Source organism: Staphylococcus sp. Ze2, assembly GCF_048568365.1.
Lineage (GTDB): Bacteria > Bacillota > Bacilli > Staphylococcales > Staphylococcaceae > Staphylococcus > Staphylococcus xylosus.
In genome coordinates this window covers 2,676,138-2,699,200 of the sequence record NZ_CP183486.1, presented here as the reverse complement: position 1 = coordinate 2,699,200, position 23,063 = coordinate 2,676,138, and the positions used below count along the sequence as shown (strand labels likewise).

Annotated in this window: 21 protein-coding genes; 17 read left to right on the top strand and 4 right to left on the bottom strand. The window is 32.2% G+C overall.

Annotation, left to right across the window (positions count from 1 at the left end; genetic code table 11):
• Positions 1-161: 161 nt before the first annotated feature.
• The gene (gene tuf, locus ACM591_RS12795) at positions 162-1,349 is read left to right on the top strand and encodes an elongation factor Tu (protein WP_029377925.1); all 1,188 of its coding nucleotides are present in this window, start codon (positions 162-164) and stop codon (positions 1,347-1,349) included.
• Positions 1,350-1,604: 255 nt separating this feature from the next.
• Here tuf and ACM591_RS12790 read toward each other — a convergent pair whose 3' ends face one another.
• A complete protein-coding gene (locus ACM591_RS12790; protein ID WP_058625507.1) occupies positions 1,605-2,783 on the bottom strand; it encodes a M20 family metallopeptidase in 1,179 nt (392 codons plus the stop codon).
• Positions 2,784-2,975: 192 nt separating this feature from the next.
• On the opposite strand from ACM591_RS12790, the gene ACM591_RS12785 reads away from it, so the two are divergent.
• Positions 2,976-4,166, top strand: coding sequence for a glycine C-acetyltransferase (locus ACM591_RS12785; protein WP_326026829.1), 1,191 nt, complete (start codon positions 2,976-2,978; stop codon positions 4,164-4,166).
• A gap of 310 nt (positions 4,167-4,476) precedes the next feature.
• Here ACM591_RS12785 and ACM591_RS12780 read toward each other — a convergent pair whose 3' ends face one another.
• The gene (locus ACM591_RS12780; RefSeq protein ID WP_029377922.1) at positions 4,477-4,932 is read right to left on the bottom strand and encodes a hypothetical protein; all 456 of its coding nucleotides are present in this window, start codon (positions 4,930-4,932) and stop codon (positions 4,477-4,479) included.
• A gap of 251 nt (positions 4,933-5,183) precedes the next feature.
• On the opposite strand from ACM591_RS12780, the gene ACM591_RS12775 reads away from it, so the two are divergent.
• The 10 genes from ACM591_RS12775 to ACM591_RS12730 all read left to right on the top strand — a co-directional run bounded on the left by ACM591_RS12775 (position 5,184) and on the right by ACM591_RS12730 (position 15,262).
• Positions 5,184-5,756, top strand: a complete 573-nt coding sequence (locus tag ACM591_RS12775) for a GNAT family N-acetyltransferase (protein WP_225489298.1) — start codon at positions 5,184-5,186, stop codon at positions 5,754-5,756.
• Between the two features lie 24 nt (positions 5,757-5,780).
• Complete coding sequence (locus ACM591_RS12770) at positions 5,781-6,284, top strand: GNAT family N-acetyltransferase (protein WP_029377920.1); 504 nt, start codon at positions 5,781-5,783, stop codon at positions 6,282-6,284.
• A gap of 381 nt (positions 6,285-6,665) precedes the next feature.
• Positions 6,666-9,011 carry a CDP-glycerol glycerophosphotransferase family protein gene (locus tag ACM591_RS12765; protein WP_135059048.1) on the top strand — a complete coding sequence of 782 codons (2,346 nt, stop codon included), beginning with the start codon at positions 6,666-6,668 and terminating at the stop codon, positions 9,009-9,011.
• Between the two features lies 1 nt (position 9,012).
• Positions 9,013-9,966: an accessory Sec system protein Asp2 gene (locus ACM591_RS12760; protein WP_037557100.1), complete on the top strand. Its 954-nt coding sequence runs from the start codon at positions 9,013-9,015 to the stop codon at positions 9,964-9,966.
• Between the two features lie 175 nt (positions 9,967-10,141).
• Positions 10,142-10,846 (top strand): CoA transferase subunit A, encoded by a 705-nt coding sequence (locus ACM591_RS12755; protein WP_029377917.1) that lies wholly within the window; start codon positions 10,142-10,144, stop codon positions 10,844-10,846.
• Positions 10,839-11,486: a 3-oxoacid CoA-transferase subunit B gene (locus ACM591_RS12750; protein WP_326026828.1), complete on the top strand. Its 648-nt coding sequence runs from the start codon at positions 10,839-10,841 to the stop codon at positions 11,484-11,486. The genes ACM591_RS12755 and ACM591_RS12750 overlap by 8 nt, the downstream gene beginning before the upstream one ends.
• 9 nt (positions 11,487-11,495) lie before the next feature.
• Positions 11,496-12,272, top strand: a complete 777-nt coding sequence (locus tag ACM591_RS12745) for a 3-hydroxybutyrate dehydrogenase (RefSeq protein ID WP_418354393.1) — start codon at positions 11,496-11,498, stop codon at positions 12,270-12,272.
• A 102-nt stretch (positions 12,273-12,374) separates the two neighbouring features.
• Positions 12,375-12,794 (top strand): hypothetical protein, encoded by a 420-nt coding sequence (locus ACM591_RS12740; RefSeq protein WP_069796846.1) that lies wholly within the window; start codon positions 12,375-12,377, stop codon positions 12,792-12,794.
• Between the two features lie 9 nt (positions 12,795-12,803).
• Complete coding sequence (locus ACM591_RS12735; protein WP_326026827.1) at positions 12,804-13,757, top strand: ornithine cyclodeaminase family protein; 954 nt, start codon at positions 12,804-12,806, stop codon at positions 13,755-13,757.
• A gap of 239 nt (positions 13,758-13,996) precedes the next feature.
• Positions 13,997-15,262 carry a DUF1958 domain-containing protein gene (locus tag ACM591_RS12730; RefSeq protein ID WP_051664327.1) on the top strand — a complete coding sequence of 422 codons (1,266 nt, stop codon included), beginning with the start codon at positions 13,997-13,999 and terminating at the stop codon, positions 15,260-15,262.
• Positions 15,263-15,440: 178 nt separating this feature from the next.
• Here ACM591_RS12730 and ACM591_RS12725 read toward each other — a convergent pair whose 3' ends face one another.
• Positions 15,441-15,584, bottom strand: a complete 144-nt coding sequence (locus tag ACM591_RS12725) for a hypothetical protein (RefSeq protein WP_158483908.1) — start codon at positions 15,582-15,584, stop codon at positions 15,441-15,443.
• A gap of 422 nt (positions 15,585-16,006) precedes the next feature.
• Between ACM591_RS12725 and wecB the strand changes: the two genes are divergently transcribed.
• The 4 genes from wecB to ACM591_RS12705 are packed head-to-tail and all read left to right on the top strand — an operon-like array spanning position 16,007 to position 21,212.
• Complete coding sequence (gene wecB / locus ACM591_RS12720; protein ID WP_326026826.1) at positions 16,007-17,140, top strand: non-hydrolyzing UDP-N-acetylglucosamine 2-epimerase; 1,134 nt, start codon at positions 16,007-16,009, stop codon at positions 17,138-17,140.
• A gap of 51 nt (positions 17,141-17,191) precedes the next feature.
• Positions 17,192-19,507, top strand: a complete 2,316-nt coding sequence (locus ACM591_RS12715) for a CDP-glycerol glycerophosphotransferase family protein (protein ID WP_135059051.1) — start codon at positions 17,192-17,194, stop codon at positions 19,505-19,507.
• Between the two features lie 13 nt (positions 19,508-19,520).
• On the top strand, positions 19,521-20,315 hold the full coding sequence (locus ACM591_RS12710; protein WP_135059052.1) for a hypothetical protein: 795 nt from the start codon (positions 19,521-19,523) through the stop codon (positions 20,313-20,315).
• Between the two features lie 57 nt (positions 20,316-20,372).
• Complete coding sequence (locus ACM591_RS12705; protein WP_029377911.1) at positions 20,373-21,212, top strand: sialate O-acetylesterase; 840 nt, start codon at positions 20,373-20,375, stop codon at positions 21,210-21,212.
• Between the two features lie 217 nt (positions 21,213-21,429).
• Here ACM591_RS12705 and ACM591_RS12700 read toward each other — a convergent pair whose 3' ends face one another.
• Positions 21,430-21,735 (bottom strand): monooxygenase, encoded by a 306-nt coding sequence (locus ACM591_RS12700; protein WP_029377910.1) that lies wholly within the window; start codon positions 21,733-21,735, stop codon positions 21,430-21,432.
• 221 nt (positions 21,736-21,956) lie between these two features.
• Here ACM591_RS12700 and ACM591_RS12695 point away from each other — a divergent pair, with 221 nt between their 5' ends.
• Positions 21,957-23,036: an aldo/keto reductase gene (locus tag ACM591_RS12695; protein WP_058625831.1), complete on the top strand. Its 1,080-nt coding sequence runs from the start codon at positions 21,957-21,959 to the stop codon at positions 23,034-23,036.
• Positions 23,037-23,063 lie beyond the last annotated feature (27 nt).

Genomic DNA, 23,063 nt, shown 5'->3' with positions numbered 1-23,063 from the left:
TAGCTTATTGTTTTATCAATTGATTTTTTGGGAAAAATGCATTATAAAGGTACTGTATGGTCCTTTATTTCCAAATTACAACCCATCTTCTCATGATGGTGAGAAACTGTCATGAGAGATAAATTAAAAATAATTTTCTAACGAATAGGAGAGATTTTATAATGGCTAAAGAAAAATTTGACCGCTCAAAAGAACATGCCAATATTGGTACTATTGGTCACGTTGACCATGGTAAAACTACTTTAACAGCTGCTATCGCAACTGTATTAGCAAAAAATGGTGACTCTGTAGCACAATCATATGACATGATTGACAACGCTCCAGAAGAAAAAGAACGTGGTATTACTATTAATACTTCTCACATTGAGTACACTACTGAAAAACGTCACTATGCGCACGTTGACTGCCCAGGTCACGCTGACTATGTTAAAAACATGATCACTGGTGCTGCACAAATGGACGGAGCTATCTTAGTAGTATCTGCTGCTGATGGCCCAATGCCACAAACTCGTGAGCACATTCTTTTATCACGTAACGTTGGTGTTCCAGCATTAGTTGTATTCTTAAACAAAGTTGACATGGTTGACGATGAAGAATTATTAGAATTAGTAGAAATGGAAGTTCGTGACTTATTAAGCGAATATGACTTCCCAGGTGACGATGTACCTGTAATCTCTGGTTCAGCATTAAAAGCTCTTGAAGGCGACGCTGACTATGAGCAAAAAATCTTAGACTTAATGCAAGCAGTTGATGATTTCATCCCAACTCCAGAACGTGATTCTGACAAACCATTCATGATGCCAGTTGAGGACGTATTCTCAATCACTGGTCGTGGTACTGTTGCTACAGGCCGTGTTGAACGTGGTCAAATCAAAGTCGGTGAAGAAATCGAAATCATCGGTATGCAAGAAGAGTCAAGCAAAACAACAGTTACTGGTGTAGAAATGTTCCGTAAATTATTAGACTACGCTGAAGCTGGTGACAACATTGGTGCATTATTACGTGGTGTTTCACGTGATGATATCCAACGTGGTCAAGTTTTAGCTGCTCCTGGTACTATTACACCACATACTAAATTCAAAGCTGACGTTTATGTTTTATCAAAAGATGAAGGTGGTCGTCATACACCATTCTTCACTAACTACCGCCCACAATTCTATTTCCGTACTACTGACGTAACAGGTGTTGTTACTTTACCAGAAGGTACTGAAATGGTTATGCCTGGCGATAACGTAGAAATGAACGTTGAATTGATTTCTCCAATCGCTATTGAAGACGGTACTCGTTTCTCTATCCGTGAAGGTGGACGTACTGTTGGATCAGGCGTTGTTACTGTAATCAACGAATAATATAATTTTCTATCTTTGATAGATTTTTTAAAGCCTCCTTCGGGGGCTTTTTTTATGAAAAAGCACAAGGTTCCAGTTGGAATCTTGTGCTTCTTTGTATTATATAAAGGTATACATTTACTTATACAAATGCATAAGACTGACTAATCCAGTTTTGCTGAATAAGTCAGTCTTTAAAGTCATAAAATGACTAAGGTAAATAGAGGTTCGCCTGAGCAAAAGCTCATGCATAAAAGCACCTAAGTCATAAAATGACTAAGGTGCTTTAATAATTACTTTTTCGAGTTCTAATATTTTTAAAAATTCGCTTGTTGCGTATTTCATCGCTTGTTCATCAATATTAAAACATGGGCTATGATGTGGATGTATAGCATCAATTTCAGGGTTACCACACCCAGTTAAAAAGAATGCGCCTGGACGTACTTTTAAATAGTGCGAGAAGTCTTCTCCAATCATCATTAGGTCTGATTCATTGAATCTTAAGTTCATGTCATTAGCGGCCTGTTTAACTATTTCATAGTTATCTTGATGGTTGTGTACAGGTAAATATCCTTTAATATAGTCGAAGTCATACGTTATGTCATTAGCCACGGCTAAGCCTTGAAGTAATTTCTCCATTTTAGTCATAACATGAGCTTGAATTTCTGTATCAAATGTACGTACAGTCCCTTTACAAAATGCAGAATCTGGAATAATGTTATCCGCAGAACCTGCTTGTACCATGCCAAAACTAATTACAGCTTGTTTTACAGGGTCAATCGTACGAGAAACAATTTTTTGTGCGCTCATAATGAATTCTGCCATAATTACGACAGGATCTATCGTTTCTTGCGGTTTAGCACCATGTCCACCTTTACCTTGGATTGTAATCCTAAACTCATCAGGAGAAGCCATTAATGCACCAGGACGTGAATAAATAGTACCCGTGGGATATCCAGACCATAAATGATTTCCGTATATCTTATCAACGTCTTGTAGACAGCCATCATCAATCATCTCTTGAGAGCCACCAGGCATAATTTCTTCACCATATTGAAAGATTAATACGACATCACCATTTAAAAAGGATAAGTGATTTTCAATGATTTCTGCAACACCTAATAAAATGGCCGTATGACCATCATGACCACATGCATGCATAACACCAGGATTTTTAGATTTATAGTCTACTTCTGTTAATTCATCTATTGGTAGTGCATCAAAGTCTGCACGAAGCGCAACAGTAGGCCCATCACCATGGCCTTTAAATGTAGCTACGATACCATTACGCCCTACAGGAGTACGAATTTCGCACGATAATTGACTTAATTGATTTAGTATAAAGTCATGTGTGTGATATTCCTCAAATGATAATTCGGGGTATTGGTGGAGGTAACGTCGAACTTGTACCATTTTACTTTCTTTTTGTTGTGCTAGTTGAAACCAATCAAACAACTTCAACCCTTCTTCCTTGAACATTTTTCACTATTATACCACTTAATAATGCACAACTGTAGGTACAATTGATATTTGGTAATTTATGTTGTGAGAGTTGCATTGTGACGTGTGCTTATAATACTTTCCACTTTTATTAAAATAGGTTATGATTAATTTGAAAAACTAAGATAATTCAAAGGGGGACTTGCAGTGGTTCAGTCACTACATGGCTTTTTAGATGAAAATATTCAATATTTGAAAGATAACGGATTATATAATGAAATAGACACAATTGAAGGTGCAAATGGCCCTCAAATTACTATTAACGGGAAAACTTATGTAAATCTATCTTCAAACAACTATTTAGGACTAGCAACAGACGAAGACTTAAAGCAAGCAGCAAAAGATGCAATCGATTCACATGGCGTTGGTGCTGGTGCGGTACGTTCAATCAATGGTACCTTAGACGTACATGATGAATTAGAACAAACACTTGCAGAATTCAAAGGAACTGAAGCAGCCGTTGCGTATCAATCAGGATTCAATTGTAATATGGCAGCTATTTCAGCGGTTATGAACAAAAATGACGCAATTCTTTCAGATGAATTAAACCATGCTTCTATTATTGATGGTTGCCGTTTATCTAAAGCGAAAATTATTCGTGTAAACCATTCAGATATGGAAGATTTACGAGCAAAAGCGAAAGAAGCTGTAGAATCTGGTCAATATAATAAAGTAATGTATATTACTGATGGCGTATTTAGCATGGACGGTGACGTAGCTAAGTTACCAGAAATCGTAGAAATCGCCGAAGAATTTGGTCTGATTACTTATGTCGATGATGCACATGGTTCAGGCGTAATGGGTAAAGGTGCGGGAACAGTTAAGCACTTCGGATTACAAGATAAGATTGATTTTCAAATTGGTACGTTATCAAAAGCAATAGGTGTTGTGGGTGGTTATGTAGCAGGTACTCAATCTTTAATTGATTGGTTAAAAGCACAATCTAGACCATTTTTATTCTCAACATCATTAGCTCCTGGCGATACAAAAGCGATTACAGAGGCCGTGAAGAAATTAATGGCATCTACAGAATTGCATGATAAACTTTGGGAAAACGGTAATTATTTAAAAGAAGGCTTACAAAAATTAGGTTTTGATATTGGTAACTCAGAATCACCAATTACACCTGTAATTATCGGTGATGAAAAGGAAACACAAGCGTTTAGTAGTCGCTTAAAAGATGAAGGCGTTTATGTGAAATCAATCGTCTTCCCAACAGTTCCTAAAGGTACTGGACGTGTACGTAATATGCCTACAGCAGCTCATACAAAAGAAATGTTAGATCAAGCTTTGGCAGCTTTTGAAAAAGTTGGTAAAGAACTAGGCACAATTAAATAGTAATCGAACAAGCGACATATGGGATATGTGCTTGATTGTATTAATGAAAACAGGCAGTATTCTAGTTGTAGAACTTAGAATGCTGTCTCGTTTTATATTAATATATAATAACCAAATAAATGTAACGATATGAGATTAAGCGGAACACTTGAGCAAAAGCTCATGTGTAAGAACCACTAACTAAATAAATTTAGAAGTGGTTCTTTATAGCAGTGGTTCTTTATAGCAGTGGTTCTTTATAGCAGTGGTTCTTTATAGCAGTGGTTCTTTATAGCAGTAGTTCTTTATAGCAGTAGTTCTTTAGAGGTTATTATTGTTTAAATGGATTTGTTTTAGGCTTAGGTTTATCTCGGTTTTCTTTATTTTGCATAAAAGGAATCGCAAACCATAAAATATGCAGCATACTTGCTAAGATTACAAGTATGATTGGAATAAATATTTCCACGATACTAATATTAATAACAAAGGATGCTAAGATAAATGCTGTTATTGATGGTATAGCACAGACAATAACGACTGTTAATAATACAAATTGAACCACTTGTGTAGCAATCGGACTATAAATATCTAGAATTAAAATGGCAATGTAAAATAGTGTGATAAACACAAGTAACAAAATAATCCATCCTATTGCCATACCACCTTGAGTTTTAATGTAATCTTGGTAAGGCGGAAGTGTAGGTAAAATAAATAGAATCATCGCTGACAACCATGACAAAATACCGAAAAACATAAAGAAAATTTTTGAAGTGTCTGTTTTATTCATTATAACAACCTCCTAAGATATCAAATCTTTATTGGCATATGTTAAGTAAATACTTGAAAATACTATATCTAATATTGATGGCGCTTTCATTAACTTATATACCCTTTATAGAAAGTTTTAACGCACAGTAAAAAGGTAATATATTAATAATACTGTAGTAAATTCAATTTATGATGATAGAAAATAACTATCATTTCACCTGTTTGAATCGTATATTTGTGTTAAATAAACGTGTTATAAGGGGCTAGTTAATGGATAAAAATTTATGGTTGCATTTCACAACACAACGTCTTATCATTAGACCGTTGGAAGAAAATGATTATGAATCATGGTTACGAGGTTTTGTAAATAGAAAACCATCTCAATATAAACATGACAAGGGTCAATTAGATATGTCAGATGCTACCGAACCATGGTTTGCAGCTCTAGTAACTAGACATCAAGAGGCAATTAAATCGGATGATTTATACATCTTTGGCATCTTTGATAAAGCACATAATCATTTAGGCATGCTTAATATTAAAAATTTAAGTCGTGATAATTTTCAGTGGGCGGAGATTGGCTATTTTATTCATAGCCAACATTGGCATCAAGGATTTGCTTATGAAGCATTAACAGAATTGATTAAACAATGCCGCGATACACTCAAATTTCATAGAGTTGAGGCTCATATCAATATCGATAACCCGAGGTCTGTGAATTTAATTGAAAAAGTAGGATTCCAATATGAATGTGTCCGTAAGGGATTTATATTTGAAAATGGTCAATGGACAGATTATTACGTTTATTATCTAAATACACATGATGAAATATTAAAAACATAAACCGAGAAAGGAAGGAGTGTCAACATGGAGTTTAGAGAGTTAACAATGCAAGACGAAATGATGTATTGTGATTATATGAGAGAGTGGATTGATCACGATGAGAAAGTGGTACCTGAAATCACTAATATTACAAAGTATAATAACTTTGAAGATTTAGTACATGAATTAGCAGATAATAAATCACATGACGCATCAGTAGATAATACGACGCTATTTTTAATCGATGATGATGAGATTATTGGTGCTGCAAACATTCGTCATAATTTAAATGAGCAACTTAAAACAGTTGGTGGCCATGTTGGCTACGGCATCCGAAAGAAACACCGTGGCAAAGGTTTTGGTAATAAATTATTGAAAAAATCTTTAGATTATTTATCAAGAATTGGTGTGCAAGAAGCATTGATAACATGCGATAAGGAAAATGATGCCTCAGCGGCAGTCATTCAACACAACGGTGGAGAAGAAATCGAAGCTTCAACACTAGATGATGGAACAGTGATACGTCGTTTCCAAATTGAAATTGCCTAATAAGTATAAAATGTATAGCATAATTTAATGATATAGTTGTAATAACACCGGCAAGAGTCTTAGGACTTTTGCCGGTATTTTTGTCGTTTTAACTGTTAGAAAGTATATGGGGGTACTGCAATTTGTAAAAAAACTAAATTATTAACGAACTCATCTAAATTTTCAAATAAAAAAATAGAGTTTAATTAGAATCTAATAAATTATAATTCTTGTTCACAATAATCTTTTAATCTTAAAGAAAATGTATATTTATTGAAAAATATATAGATTTTAATAAAATGATACAGTATAATATAACCTAAATGACTTTTTCGGTAGTTTTTTATTATAAGAGTGAAATGTTCATAAGGGCGAAATAATAATTGAATGGAGGATGCGTTTATGAATATCAATATTTTGGGATTTAATATTTTTGCTAAAGGCGGAACTTCAAGAAGTAATATTAATTTGATCAAATCCTTTTTAAAGCAAGGATATACAGTTAATTACTTTAATAATTTAGACTTTGATCAAGATGCTACTACACGCTTGTATATTCATGAAGATATTGACAATGAAAATTTAAAGATATATAAATTTAGAGATATAAAACTATTATCTAAATGTGATGTGTTGATTATCACAAGAGAAGATTTATTCCATTATGCCAAAGACGTCAAAGCGATTAATAAATCAACTAAGGTCATTGGAGAAATACATGGACCGATGGAATATATAGATGATTCGATAGACCTTTGCTTAGAGGCTATAGATGGGGTAAGAGTTAGTACAGAAGGTATTAAACAGAGATTTATTTGTAAATATAACTATAAATCAGTATTTAATAAATACGTTAATGCAGAACATATTAAAATTAAAAAAGAACCGATAAATACGAAAAGAAATCTTTTAATAAAAGCACGCTTTGAAGATGGCATCAAAGATATTTCATATGTCATCAAATTGGTGAATTATATTATTAAAAATACTGAAAGAGATGATATCCAACTTTATATTGTTGGTTATGGTCCATCAGAAGCTTTATATAAGAATCTCGTGAATTACTACAACTTACAAGACAATATACATATTAATGAGAAAGAACCATTAAATTATATTTATATTTCTTCATCGCCTTATGAAACGTTAGGTTATTCAATTTTAGAAACGCTAGCTAGAGGCAATAGAGCGCTTATCTATCCAGGTAATGATGGTGTACTTAGAGAAGTTTATGACAAATACTATGGTATTCAATTTTTAGAAAAAAATCTTTCTAAAGATAGTAAATTATTACTTTCAATGCTAAATAATAAATATTCAAAAGAAAATAGACTAACAGATGTTGAAAATTTAAATACAGAATTTCTTGATAGTGAATATAGTAACCAATATTTAAAACAATTTAAAAAAGCGTCTCAAAACAAACGTCCTCTTGTTCCTACAAAATATAGAAAAAGAGTACGTCTTCAACCTAAAAATAAAATTGAAAAATTAGATAGTGGTAGGGTTTTATATAAAGATTTAAAAGAGAAACCTTTTTTAAGTAAGGTGCTAAAAAATAATATTTTCTTCGAAGGGTTTAAAAAATATTATAATAATCGTAAAGAAAGACTTAGTAAGAAAATATTAGATAATATAGAACCAAAAGAGAGTAATGTATTTATTGAATCGTTCCACGGTAATAATTTTAGTGGGGATCCTAAATATATCGCACTTAGTATTCAAAAAAACTATCCACAAAAAAATATTTTTGTTAGTTCAGCTAATTCTTTAGTAGACATTGAAATTAGAAACTACGGTTTTAAACCTATACGCTTTGGAACTGAGGACTACAAAAATAAATTTAGGCAATGTAAATATGTCTTTATGAATAGTAATTCATGGGATAAAGTGTATAAGCATCCGGATCAAGTGTTTGTACAAACTTGGCATGGCTTCCCGTTGAAAAAAATGGTGAATGATTTAGAAGACGAAAAAGAACGAAGAGATCAATTAAAACAATTCAGACCACGTATGAAAAAGTGGGATTATTTATTAACATCTTCAAAAATGAATACGATGTTACTTGAATCGGCATTTAATTTAAAAGATAATGAAAACCTGCAAATATTAGACTACGGTGCTCCTAGAAATGAATATTTACTCAACCAAGTAACTGACGAAGAACGGAAGAAATTACAGCGAAAATATTTATTTACAACGAATGAAGATAAGAAATATATTTTGTTCTGCCCAACATGGAGAAAAAAAGAAAGAGAAAATTTAACCAGTGTTGATTTAGTGAAATTATTAGAATATCTTCCTAAGGAATATGAAATCATTGTTAAATTACATCCAAACGAAGGCATGCTTAGAAGTAAATATAATAGTTTAGATGCTAGAATACATTGTTTTTATAATGAATTTGTAGATATTCAAGAATTATATATTCTTTGTGAAACGATGATTACTGATTATTCATCAACTATCTTTGATTTTGCACATTTAAATAAGCCTATTCTGTTATTACAAGAAGATGTAGAAATGTATCAGAAGGATATTGGCTTCTACTTTAATATTTTTGAATTAGGACACTTCCCAATCGTTTCTTTAGATGAAGAAAAGCTCGCGTTGCAACTTAAAGGTATGAATTATATGGACTATTCAAAAATCGTGAACCGACTGATTTCAAAAGATAGTAAAGAAAGTTCGCAACAAATCTTAAACACTGTTTTTGAAGAAACTAATAGTAATGGGATGGATAAATAAAATGAGTACAGAAATGATTTATAGAATCAATGAGCCAATTGACTTTAATAATGATAAAAGAATATTGATAGATACGGAAAGTAACTTAAATTATTTAGAAATGGTAAGAAAAAATCCTGAGCTTCATGAACAATATAAGACGTTATTGAAAAATGATTATATTCTTTATTTTCATCAAGGGACTATTTCTAAATTTTATAAAAGAAAACATGTCAAAGAGCTATTTCAAAGAAAAGATTTGAAACAATTTCGAGATCTCTTCTATACATTGGATGAACCGGAAGGCAGAAAAGTAAATGAAAATGTACCTAAGAAATTGTTAGTTATTTTCACTTGTATGCCTAATCTACAAGAGTATGATAGTGCATTAATGCCTAAGCGTATGTTTCCTAAATTTTTTGATGGTATTGAAAGAAGTTTAGTGAAAAACGTTTATACGATGCGTATTATGGACTTAAATGTTTCTCACGGATCTCATTATATTAGTACGACAAATTATCCAGAGTATGAAGAAGATGTTCAAGACGCGATCAGATATGCAGCGAGTAATTTAGGTGTCGAAGATGAGAACGTGGTACTTTACGGTGGGTCTAAGGGTGGAACGGGCGCGTTATATCATGGTGCAGCATTAGACTTTAAGACAGTGGCCGTTGATCCAATCGTTAATATAGGCGGCAATTTAGCTCAAAATGATAGACGTTTTATGAAAGGATTAAGAAAGGAAGACTTAGTCCCTTCAATTGAGCAACATTTGAAGCAATCAAACGATGCCAAAAAATATGTGATTTGTTGCGATAATGTTAAATATTATTTTGATGAAACAAACCGTATTGATAATCAGTTAATTAATAAAATTAATTTAGATGACGATATGGTTGTGAATCACCCAGACGTTTCACGCAACAGTGTACCAGAACAACTTATGCTGTTAAATGGTCTGTTATTAGGTAGATAAAAATTTATAAATTATAGGAGGAATTGTAGAATTACTACAGTTTCTCTTTTTTATTAGATCAATAATATGCACGTAAATGTAAGCGTAAACATAAATAAAAGACTTCACTTAAAATTTCACGTATAATTGCTTTAGTACTAGGTATTAAAAGTAAACTTAGAAGTGAGGTTAATATATGTCGAAAGTAATTAAAGAAATACATAAAGCTTTTGAAGGTTTAGAGGATGGTATGACAGTACTTGCAGGAGGTTTTGGATTGTGTGGTATTCCAGAACATAGTATTGAAGCGATTCGTGACAAAGGTACGAAGGGATTAACGGTAGTTAGTAATAATTGTGGCGTCGATGATTTTGGTTTAGGTCGTTTACTAGAGCATAAACAAATTGATAAAATGATTAGCTCTTATGTTGGGGAAAATAAAATTTTTGAACAGCAACTGATTAGTGGAGAATTAGATGTTGAATTAACCCCTCAAGGAACACTAGCAGAAAAATTGCGTGCTGGTGGGGCAGGAATCCCTGCATTTTATACTAAAACAGGTGTTGGTACAAGAATTGCTGAAGGTAAGGAGACACGCGATTTTGATGGTGAAACATATTTAATGGAACGTGCAATTAAAGGTGATTTTGGTATTGTGAAAGCACATAAAGCAGATACTTTTGGAAATCTCGTCTTTGAAAAGACGGCACGAAATTTTAACCCTCTATGTGCGATGGCAGCCGCAACGACTGTAGTTGAGGTCGAAGAATTAGTTGAAGTAGGTGAAATTGATCCAGATGAGGTCCACATGTCTGGAGTGTATGTTGATTACATTTATTTAGGGTCTCATTTTGAAAAAAGGATTGAGAAACGTACGTTTAAGGAGGCTAACCATGGATAAGCAATTACAACGACAAAAGATTATTCAACGTGCAGCACAAGAAATTAAAAGTGATATGGTCATTAACTTAGGTATTGGGATGCCTACATTAGTAGCAAATGAAATTAATGATCACGTAAAGAATGTTTATTTTCAATCAGAAAATGGATTGCTCGGTATTGGTCCGTATCCTACAGAAGCAGAAATTGATCCGGATTTAATTAATGCAGGGAAAGAGACAGTAACTGCTGCAAAAGGGGCATCTTGTTTTGATAATGCAGAATCGTTTGCCATGATCCGCGGAGGTCATATTGACTTAGCCATTCTTGGTGGTATGGAAGTTTCGGAATCAGGAGACCTAGCAAATTATATGATTCCTGGAAAGTTAGTAAAAGGAATGGGAGGCGCAATGGATTTAGTCGTCGGTGCAAAAAAGGTCGTCGTCATTATGGACCACATGAATAAACATGGAGACTCTAAGATTAAGTCACAGTGTGAACTACCACTGACAGGTGCCGGTGTGGTGAATACATTAATTACTGATTTAGCTGTATTTAAGTTTGAGAATGGTGTTATGAAACTGATTGAATTACAACCTGGTACAACATTGGAACAAGTAGAAGCTAGTACCGAGGCACATTTTGAAAATGAATTAAAGTAGGTGACACAATTGGTAAAAGATAAAGTGACGATTATTACAGGTGCAGCTAGTGGTATAGGGTTAGGTATTGCCAAAGTATTTTTGGAAAATGGAGCAAAAGTAGTATTAGCTGATTTAAATCAAGATCAGCTCATTGAAGAAAGAGATAAATTGAAAGCACAAGGCTATGACTGCATAGCTATACAAGTGGATGTTACAGACGAAACGGCTATGAAATCAATGATTGAGGAAACTGTCTCTTATTATGGACGGTTAGATATCTTGTTCAATAATGCTGGTTTGCAACATGTTGAAAGTATTGAGTCATTTCCTACAGAAAAATTTAGACAGATGATAGATATCATGTTAACAGGGAGCTTTATCGGAACTAAATATGCTTTGCCTATTATGAAACAACAAAAATTTGGTCGTATTTTAAACATGGCTTCGATCAATGGTGTGATAGGTTTTGCAGGGAAAGCGGCATATAATAGTGCGAAACATGGAATCATCGGTTTAACAAAAGTATCGGCATTAGAAACAGCGACTGCAGGTATAACAGTCAATGCAATTTGTCCCGGTTATATAGACACACCCTTAGTACGTAATCAAATGGCAGATTTAGCAAAAGACAGAGGCGTAGAAGTAGATCAAGTGTTAGAAGAGGTATTGTATCCATTGATTCCACAAAAACGTTTGTTAGATACCAACGATATTGCAGATTATGCTTTATTCCTATGTAGCGATAGCGGTAAAAGTGTAACAGGACAAGCAATTCTTATAGATGGAGGCTACACAGTACAATAATTTAAAATTAAAACAAATTAATTTTAAATCTATGATAATTTCCAATTAAAATATGTTACGTTAAAGTTAACAGTGTAACGTTTAATTGGAGGTAAGAATTTGATGAAAAATCCAGAGGCAAATGATACAAATTGGTTTACGATTATTTTTTCTGTGAGTTGTGCTATTATGTCTAATTTTATGGATAACCACTTATTTAGAAAAATAATCCTTGCATTGATGATTTTATCATTTATTTATACAACTATTAAAAATTTGAAAATTACTTTATATGGTATAAAAACCGAAGATGTTAATGTTCGTACATGGATTGGCATCAAAGTCGATTATTGGATTATTTTTGTTAAAAATATGATTGCATTTTGTCTTGTGCTTGGATTAGGCATTAGTTTTTTACTTATAGAAGGGAAGAGATTATTGATAGCGATACTTACCATTGCAGCTACATACACACTATTGTTATTTTTCGAGCATTTCATTGAATCTAAAACTGACATATATGAAGAAAATTATACAGAGTAGAGGTGGCTTATGCGTTATATAGATGCACAGGAACAGGCAAAATTGTTAGATATGAAAGAGATTATTGATGAAGTGGCTGAATCACTAAAAGCATATTCTGAAGGAAAGACTGATACGCCATTACGTTATTCATTACCTTTTAACGAAGATAATCGTTATCTCGTCATGCCAGCACTTTCAGATGAGTTAAAGATTGTAGGCCTTAAGAATGTCACAGTAGCTCCTAATAATACAAAAATCGGCAAAAATACTATTGTCGGCTCTGTAATTCTATCGGATTATGAAACAGGTGAGACGTTAGCTGTTTTAGAAGGCTCGTATTTAACTAAGATTAGGACAGGTGCTATTTCTGGCGTGGCTACACAGTATCTTGCGCGAGAAAATGCGAAAACACTTTGTGTCATCGGTACGGGTGACCAAGCACAAGGACTTATTGAAGCGGTGTTAGCTGTTAGAGATATTGAGCGTATACAATTTTATAATCGTACTTATGATAAAGCAGTAAACTTTTCTAAAAAGGTTCAACAAGACCATGAGCATTTAAAGTTAGTTGTTTGTGATGATGTTGATACAGCTATAGCAGGTTCAGATATTATCGTAACAGCGACTAATTCAAAAACGCCTGTGTTCAAACAACGATTAGCACATGGGGTGCACGTGAATGCGGTTGGCTCATTTAAACCAGACATGCAAGAATTGCCATCCAATGCAGTTGAAGATGCAGACAAAGTCGTTGTTGAAGCAGTAGAAGCAGCAATGGAAGAGACGGGAGACTTAATCAATCCAGTATCAGAAGGTGTGTTTGCACAAGATTACCTATATGGTGAACTCGGACATATCGTTGCTTCAAAGTTAGCTGGGCGCGTGTCTGAAGACGAAATCACGATATTTAAATCTGTAGGTGTTGCTATTGTAGATATTGTGGTAGCAAATTACTTTTATCAAAAAGTCATAAAATCATAATTAAAGTTTAAGAAATGAGCTAAGGCAAACATTATTGTCTTAGCTCATTTTAATGTATTGAATAGTTTACTGAATTTCAAGATATCGTAAGTGCACCTTCTAACAAAAAGCACTTTTACCTATTTAGATTATGTAAAGAATTCAAAAATTATCAATAAAGTGTAAAAAAACAATATACTAAACTTTAATGAAACGTAGTATATTATAGTAAATATTTTATATCTATGAAGGAGGCTAAAGTGAAAAAAACATTATTTTTATTATTCATTTTAATTTTAGTGATATCGCAACCTAGTTATGTATTTGCAGAGTCGTCTATTGATGTAACAAGAGCACATGGTAATAACGTGAGTGATTTTTATCAACCCAAAGGTAGCATTATAGCAGACAGTCATACGGGTAGAATATTATGGGAAGAGCATATTGATAAACCATGGCGGCCTGCAAGCATGTCGAAACTAATGACCTTATCAATTGTGTTAGAAAGAATTCAAGATGGTACGCTATCTATGGATAAATCGGTTACCGTGACTGCAGATGATGAACGTTTTAGTCACCATCCTTTGCTAAGCAATAATATTATGCATAAGGGAACGCATTATACTATTAAAGAACTCATTAATTTACTGATTGTACCTAGTTCTAATGTTGCAACACGTATGCTCATGCAACAGGTAGAACCTGATACAGGTAAATTTGTAACAATGATGAATCAAAAAGCTAAAAAGCTCAGGATGGAACACACACATTTTACCAATCCATTTGGTGCTGAAAATCGTAGTGTCGGAAATGAATATTTACCACCAGGTAGTAACTTAGATGAGGATAATTCATCGACACCACGAGATTTTGCCAAACTGGCTTTTTATTTAAAAAATACATACCCATATTTAACGTCTTTTACAAAACATATTACATACACTAGTAAACCCAATACTCCATATGAAGAACATTTCCATACGTATCATCATTCATTGGAAGGCGATGTTCATGAATATAAAGGTACAAACGGGTTGAAGACTGGATCTAGTGATAAAGCAGCATACAACTATACTGCTACAATAGATAGGGGGAACTTTGGACTCGTACAAGTTGTTATGGGAGTAGGGCATTGGGACGTTGATGATTCAGAGTACAAACGACATGTTATCGGTAATGCGCTATTAGATAAGGTATATAATCAGTTTGAATATAAAGAAGTTATGCCTAAAGGTAAACAATATATTAATGGTAAATGGTATAACGTCGAGACACCTTTACGTGACGTAGTAGAAAAAGGACAACAAATTAAGTTTGAAGTTAAAAACAATCAATTATTAGTTTCGGATACGAAGCGACAATATCTCACAAGTGATATGAAACAACCAAGTGTTACGGTGACGTCGCTTAAACAGAATTATGTCTATATGGTAAGCCAATATGGATGGTTTTTATTAATTGCGCTGTGTGTAATATCTGTTTTATATATAATTATTAGCAATAGAAAAAACTCAGATCTATCGTAATAGTAAAAGACTCCTAGAGTTAAAATTTAGGAGTCTTTACTATTTTTATTATATAATTAGCTCCATAATTTGCTTCCAGGAAGGATAAATTATGGAGCCATCTTGGTTGTGGAATTTAGCATAATTAGCACCACGTTCATGCAATTATGAAGTTTGAATGTTGGTTTTTGGGTGTCCATTAATAAGCCTTGATACCGCCACCCTCTACATCAGCTTTGATTGATTCATCATCCACGATATTATAAATAGCTGACTCAAAGTTTAATGCTTGAATTGTAGCTGCTACTTTATCATATTTTAAAATCTTTCCAATATAGCTCAATATAATTATTAATGAGCTTTGTCTTTACTTGTAGTGATGTCTTAAATACAGCAACTTGATACCCTTCTTTTAATAATTTTTATGTTAATTTTTGTATTTATTAATCTTGTCATTCCAGTAGCGAATGTTTTTTAATAATTACTTTCTCCGATATGCTCATATAAATAAATTCCCTAAATTAAAAATGTAGTAAGCATAAGATGTTGATATTACACTGAAATACAAAATAGAAAATCAGTAAATTAAATGCATTTTTAAAATTTAAATATAATAAATATAAAAAATTTAAAAAAAGATGTGGAAATATTCCGAAAAACTTATTAATATAATTAAAGAGTGATAATAAATTGTATGATGAAAAATGTGTAAAAATCAAAATAATTATAATTTATTTTGATGCGATAAAAAGGAGTATATGAGTAATGAAAAAAATTATGACAATTTTTGGAACACGACCTGAGGCAATTAAAATGGCGCCATTAGTAAAAGAATTGCAAAAATCTGATGGATTGGATCCTATAGTTGTTATCACTGCTCAGCATCGTGAAATGTTAGATGGTGTAATGAAAACTTTTAATATTAAAGCGGATTACGATTTAGACATAATGGAGAAAAATCAAACGCTTTCAAAAATCACATCTAAAGTAATTATAAAATTAGAAGAAGTAATAAAAAAAGAAAAGCCAGATATGATTTTAGTTCATGGTGATACTATGACCACATTTGCTGGCGGATTAGCAGCATTTTATAATCAAGTAGCAATAGGACATGTAGAAGCTGGTTTACGTACATGGAACAAATACTCTCCCTTCCCTGAAGAAATGAATAGACAAATGGTAGGAACAATGTCTGATTTGAATTTTGCGCCGACAAATGTAGCAGCTAAAAATTTAAAAGATGAGAATAAAGATGAAAATAAAATTGTTGTAACAGGTAATACAGCGATTGATGCAATGAAAACAACAATAAAAGAGGATTATTATTCTGAAGTAACTGAGAAACATAGTGGGAAACGAGTTATTTTATTAACTTCGCATAGAAGAGAAAACATTGGTGAGCCAATGCATAATATATTTAAAGCTGTAAAAAAAATTGCTGATGAATTCGAAGATGTAGTAGTGGTGTATCCTATGCACAAAAACCCTAAGGTTCGAGAAATAGCTGATATACACTTAAACAATCATGAAAGAATTGAATTGATAGAACCATTAGATGTATTTGATTTTCACAACTTTGCAAACCAGTCATATTTAATTTTAACTGATTCTGGTGGAGTGCAAGAAGAGGCACCATCGTTAGGAAAGCCTGTTTTAGTATTAAGGGACACTACTGAGCGACCAGAAGGTGTAGAAGCAGGTACATTAAAAGTAATAGGTACTTCAACAGAGGTAGTTTATAACTCTACTAAAGAGTTATTAGAAAATAAAGAACAATATGCAGAAATGAGTAAGGCTCGTAACCCTTACGGTGATGGATACGCATCTCAGAGAATTTGTGAAAATATAAAATATTACTTCGGTTTAATAGAGAATAAGCCAGATCCTTTTGAGTTATAATTTTATTGAATTTAAGGATGTTAATTGAGTATTATTAAGGGAGACAGAAAAATGGAGTTGAAATTAATAGATTATAATATTGGTTTTATAGTATCGCAGTCAAACCAATCTATAATTTTAGGTTTTCACAATAGTGAAAAAACAGTAGAAATAACAGAAAATTCATTTGGAGTTGAAGAGCAATTTCTATTTAATTTAAATAGAAAGAATGGATTATTGGGGATTGTAGTCTACAAGTCAGACGAATATTATATACACATAAAAAGCAAGAAATTGATACTTACAAAATATATAAACGGAACTACTAAAGGGAGCCTTGAAATAAATTTTGTAAAGTATGATGATAGGTTTAAGATAAAAAAAACAAAATATAGTTACATGTTAATTGATGAAATTGATAATAAAAATTTTGTGATAGATAGTAATATTTTTGAGATAGGTCATAAAACTATTAGTCAAAATCCCAAAAGGTATGACAATGATAAAATACTATATTTAAAATTCACTTATAATAATTATTTTAACTTTATAGAGTATAACCAAGACAAAAATAAAATATCATTAAAATCTATTAATACTTCTTGCTTTGGTAATAAAGAATTGGAACTGACATTTTCAACTGCAAATAAATTAAACATCAAGACTAAGAATATACAACAACAAATAAAAATAAGCGAATTATTGAATAATAAGCACTTACGATTAAACTCTAAATTCAAGGGGAATATATCTTTACCAGCTTTTATTAGAGTAGGGAAAAGAGTATTTGTAATTATTGAAAATAAAATTAATGAAAATATTTATATTAAATTTAATTCGCGTATAAATTTAATGCTGAAGTATTCTGAATTTGACGTAAAAAATCAATATAAACATTTTCTTATTAAAGGCACTATAGAATATAAAGAAAATCCATGTCCGGATTCTATTATGACAAGTAAAGGTAAAATCATAAGTAAATTGGAATGGAAGGATTCTACTAACTTTATAGCTAAAATTAAAAAAACAGATATATTAAATTTACCTAACATACATAACACTCTATATCTGAGCAAAAATAATGAAGTGTTACATCCATTAAAAAGATATAATATCGAAAAAAATCCTTCGAAAAAAATTGTTTATACAACTAATGTCTTTAAAGACAAAGTCTTAGTAGCAAGAATAAATATGGCTAACAATATTGCATTATCAGTAGTTCCTAGTCTGCCAGTTTATAATTATTTTAATAAAGTTAAAATAAATCTAGCTGACAAAGTCATTAAAAATTTTAAACCCTTTCTTCCAAAGAAAATAAACTTATTTTTTGAAAAAGAGGCCTCAAAAATTGGAGAATCTGGTAGTTATGTTTTTGAAGAAGTAATGAAAAATCCTCAGAATAGAAGTTTTAATTATTATATAATCGATAAAAAAGCTAAGGGTTATAAATATATGAAGGCTAAATGGGGTAAAAATGTAATAAAGCGTTTTAGCTTTAGGCACTATTTACATGTCTTTTTAGCAACTAGTTTTATATCAAGTGAGCTTAGTAGCCACGTTATTTCTGGAAGACTATTCGAAGATAAATTGAATAAGAAAATACAAAAAACTCCATTGTATTTCTTGCAACATGGTATAATGTTTGCTAAACCTGTTGATAACCCTATGGCAGCGGGTTTTCATAAAAAGAATATCTCAAATAATGTTGTTAAAAATGTAATTAGTTCAGATCTCGAAGCAGAACAATTTTATAAAATGGGGTATGAAGATAGCGATTTAATGAAGACAGGGTTACCAAAATTTGATGGAGCTACTTTAAATAGTAATGCAAATAGAATAACTTATATGCCTACTTGGAGATATTGGGAAGAAGCAGAAATATTGAATGGTAATATTAAAAATACTACTTATTTTAAGACATTCATCAATTTGATTAAGGCGTTTGAGGATGCCAATTTATTGCATCTATTACAAATAACTGCACATAATAAATTTTCTGAATTTATTTCTGAAAGCCTACCTCAATATAAATCTATAATTTGTGATGACCCGACTGAAGCATTGAAAAACTCAAAAATATTTATTACAGACTATTCATCAATAATTTATGATGCAATATATCGAGGGGCATACCCTGTTTTTTATTGGAAAGATAAGGATTATCTTATAAAAAATTATCAGGCGATTCCACCTGTTAATATTGATAATGCTCCTGGAGCAATTGCTGACTCTGAACAACAGTTAATCAAAATTATTAAAAATGCTATTGAAAAAGATTGTTTGATTGAAAAAGAGAATTTAGAAAAATATAGATTAATAAATGAATTTTATGATAATCAAAATTCCAAAAGAGTTATTAACTGTTTAAAAGAACAGAAAGTGTTATAGAGGTGATTAAATTTTGCTGAATGGTAAATTTGTGGATAATAATTCCACAAAATTAACTATAGTATTTCAAAGTGCGGGAAGAATTTCTCATAATTTATTCGATAAAATACTTTATGGAGAAGCGACTAAAGAAGAAGTGAAAAAAGCGCATGAAAAGTATACTTGGTTTAAGTTTTCAAATGATCAATATTCAGATTACTACTTTGTTGAAGATTATTATTCTAAAAGCTATGGATGGTATATGTTCGATGAAGGTAATAACATTATACATGAAATAAATAATTCGTTGACCGAGTTAATTCATTCGAAAAACTATGAAACTGTAACGACTTATGGCAGTAGTAAAGGTGGAACGGCTGCATTGTTATATGGTTTGATTAATCCTAATATTAATAATGTCTTTTCTTTAGTCCCACAAGTACATGTTGTGAAATATATTAATCAAAAATTATTGAAATATAAAACACTTTTTTTTCCTGATGATAATAATGAAGGATATTTTGATAATATCTTTTTCGATAAAGATTTATATGATGAAGAAAATATAAAAGATACTAATATTTATTTTTATACAGGAATTAACGATGAACAATTTGAAGATTTATTAGAATTATATAAATTTCTTGATAGTTTAAAATGTAATAACAATATTATAATAAATTCAAGTTTGAAATTACATAATGACATTGTAATGGATAATACACCGTTTATTAAATCAGCATTGAAAATTATTACAAATGGTGCTGTTATGAAAGGACCAAGACTAAAGAGAGTAACCTCGAACGTCTTGTTATTAAAAGACAAATAAATATATTAGTAGTATGATATTTATAACAAATACGTAACTAAGTTAGGAAGTTTTAATATGAAATCAATTTTGCTAATAGGACAGTCGAATATGGCAGGACGAGGTTACTTGGAAGATGTTTCGCCTATTTTAGATGAGCGTATTATGGTTCTTAAAAATGGTAGATGGCAAATGATGGACGAGCCTATACATAGTGATCGTTCTGTAGCTGGCGTTGGACCAGCTGCCTCATTTGCTAAGCTGTGGTTAGATGATCATTCTAATGAATCGATAGGCTTGATTCCTTGTGCAGATGGTGGAACCTCTATAGATGATTGGAATCCAGAAGGTGTACTTGCTAGACATGCTATTACTGAAGCGCAATTTGCACAAGAAACGAGTGAAATTATTGGCATATTATGGCATCAAGGTGAGAGCGATAGTTTAAATCAACAATATCAAACATATGCTTCAAAATTAAGCGGGCTTATTGATCATTTTAGAACAACATTAAATATACATGAAGTACCATTTGTGTTAGGTTTGCTCCCCGATTTCTTAGGGAAGTCAGCATTTGGTCAAAGTGCCATAGAATATAAGGAAATTAATGAGGCATTACAGCAAACGGCTGAAGAAAAAGACAATTGCTATTATGTTACGGCAGCAGGGTTAACTTCTAATTCAGATGCCATTCACATCAATGCAGTTTCCCAACGTCGCTTTGGTATGCGTTACTATCAAGCATTTTCAAAATGTGAGCACGTTATTCATCCATTATCAGCAGAAACACAAGCTGACACACTATTATATAAACAAGAACATACGAAAAACGAGCAAATGTATATGCTTGTTGCTCAGTTCTCCAAAAATGAAATTACTTATGAGAAGTTTATAGAAGGTATGGGGGAATTACAGTAAGCTTGAATTACCCAGGAAATAACTTTGCTGCTTGTTAATAGATACGATTTAACTTCTATACTTTTATAGTTTTATTAGATTGTAATAGTGTATAAGTGGAATGATTTAATATGATGAGACGAGTCGTGAACTAACTTGAATTAAAATCACATAGTAGAACCCCTTTAAAGCACACTTTGACTGGTGTGGCATTAAAGGGGTTTTTATTTTTTAAGCTTTAGTCTAATCGACCTTTAGTTATTTGTGTGAGATCTTCATTAACATCGAATATCTTGGCATTTACATAAGGGACACCCATAGATTGTATACGTTGGCTATGCATGTCTAAATACTTCCTTGCGTTAGTTTTATTATCGAATGCGTAAATACCTCCTGCTTCTTGTTCTGACTCATTCTCAGTCCAAATCTTCCATAAAAATCCTGGTTCATGATTAATGGATGTTGCTAAATCTTCAAATTGTTCAGCCATTTCATTACCGAATGGTCCCTCTAAAGGAAAGTCTACCTGTAAAATTGTTACCATTAAAAACATCCTTTCGAAATTAAATTAACTATAAATTCATCATAACTAGAATTAGTAATGACGTGTACCAACAAAAGTTTAATTTTGTCGTATATTTCATGAAAAATAGAAATGTTAAATAGCTATGATAATAGAGTTTGTATTTTTTTATGAAAGTTATTTTGATTTAAATTTACTTTTAAGGGAAAGTGAGTACAACTATGTTAATAAGGAGGATAATTATGGATTATACATTGTTAGGTAATTCAGGCTTATCAGTATCGAAATATGCGCTTGGCAGTATTCCGTTCGCAGGTACAAACGGTTTTGAAAATGCAGGCGGTATGTCTCAAGCGTTGACTGACTATATGATAGATTATGCGTTAAATCAAGGTATCAACCAATTCGATACTGCTAATTTATACGCTAAAGGTGATGCGGAAATTGCATTGGGTAAAGCGATTAGAGATAAACGTGAACAGATGGTTATCAGCAGTAAGACAGGCTTTCAATTAACAGATAATCCAAATGATGGTGGGGCAGGTAGAGTGAACATAGAACGCTCAATTGATGCCTCTTTAAAACGTTTGAACACAGATTATATTGATTTATATTATACGCATTTATGGGATGGCCAAGCGCCTGTAGAAGAGACGATAGAAGTGATGAATGATTTGATTAAAAAGGGGAAGATTCGTTATTGGGGTGTATCTAATTATAGTGGTTGGGCATTAGCAAAGACACATACCCTAGCAGTAGCAAATCATATGGCACCACCAATCGCACAACAGATTTATTACACGCCTGAATCAAGAGAAGCAGAATATGAGTTATTACCTGCGGGCAAAGAATTAGGTGTAGGTAACAGTATTTGGTCACCTTTAGGAGAAGGATTGTTAACAGGTAAGATTAATAGACAACAGTCTGGTGAGCCTGGCACAAGACAAGGTGATGGTTGGGCAGAACCGTATATCAAAGATAAAGCGTTATTTTATAATCTCATAGATACCTTACAAGAAATTGCTGTCCAACATCGTGTTTCAGTAGCTCAAGTCACACTTGCATGGCTTAGAGAGCGTCCAAATGTCGACTCTCTTGTTTTAGCTGCTAGAACGAAAGAACAACTACAAGATAATATTGCTTCATACAATTTAGAATTAACTAGTCAAGAAACAGCCGCAATTACTGATTTAACTATTCCAGAACCTATATATCCTCTTTGGCATCGTGCTATGAATTCTTATGATAAAGCCTCAGAATCAGAAAAAGTTTATTTGGATGGTTATAATCAATTAATGTCTAATAAAGATACGCTATTATAAATATAGTGTTGTTGAAAATAATAAAAA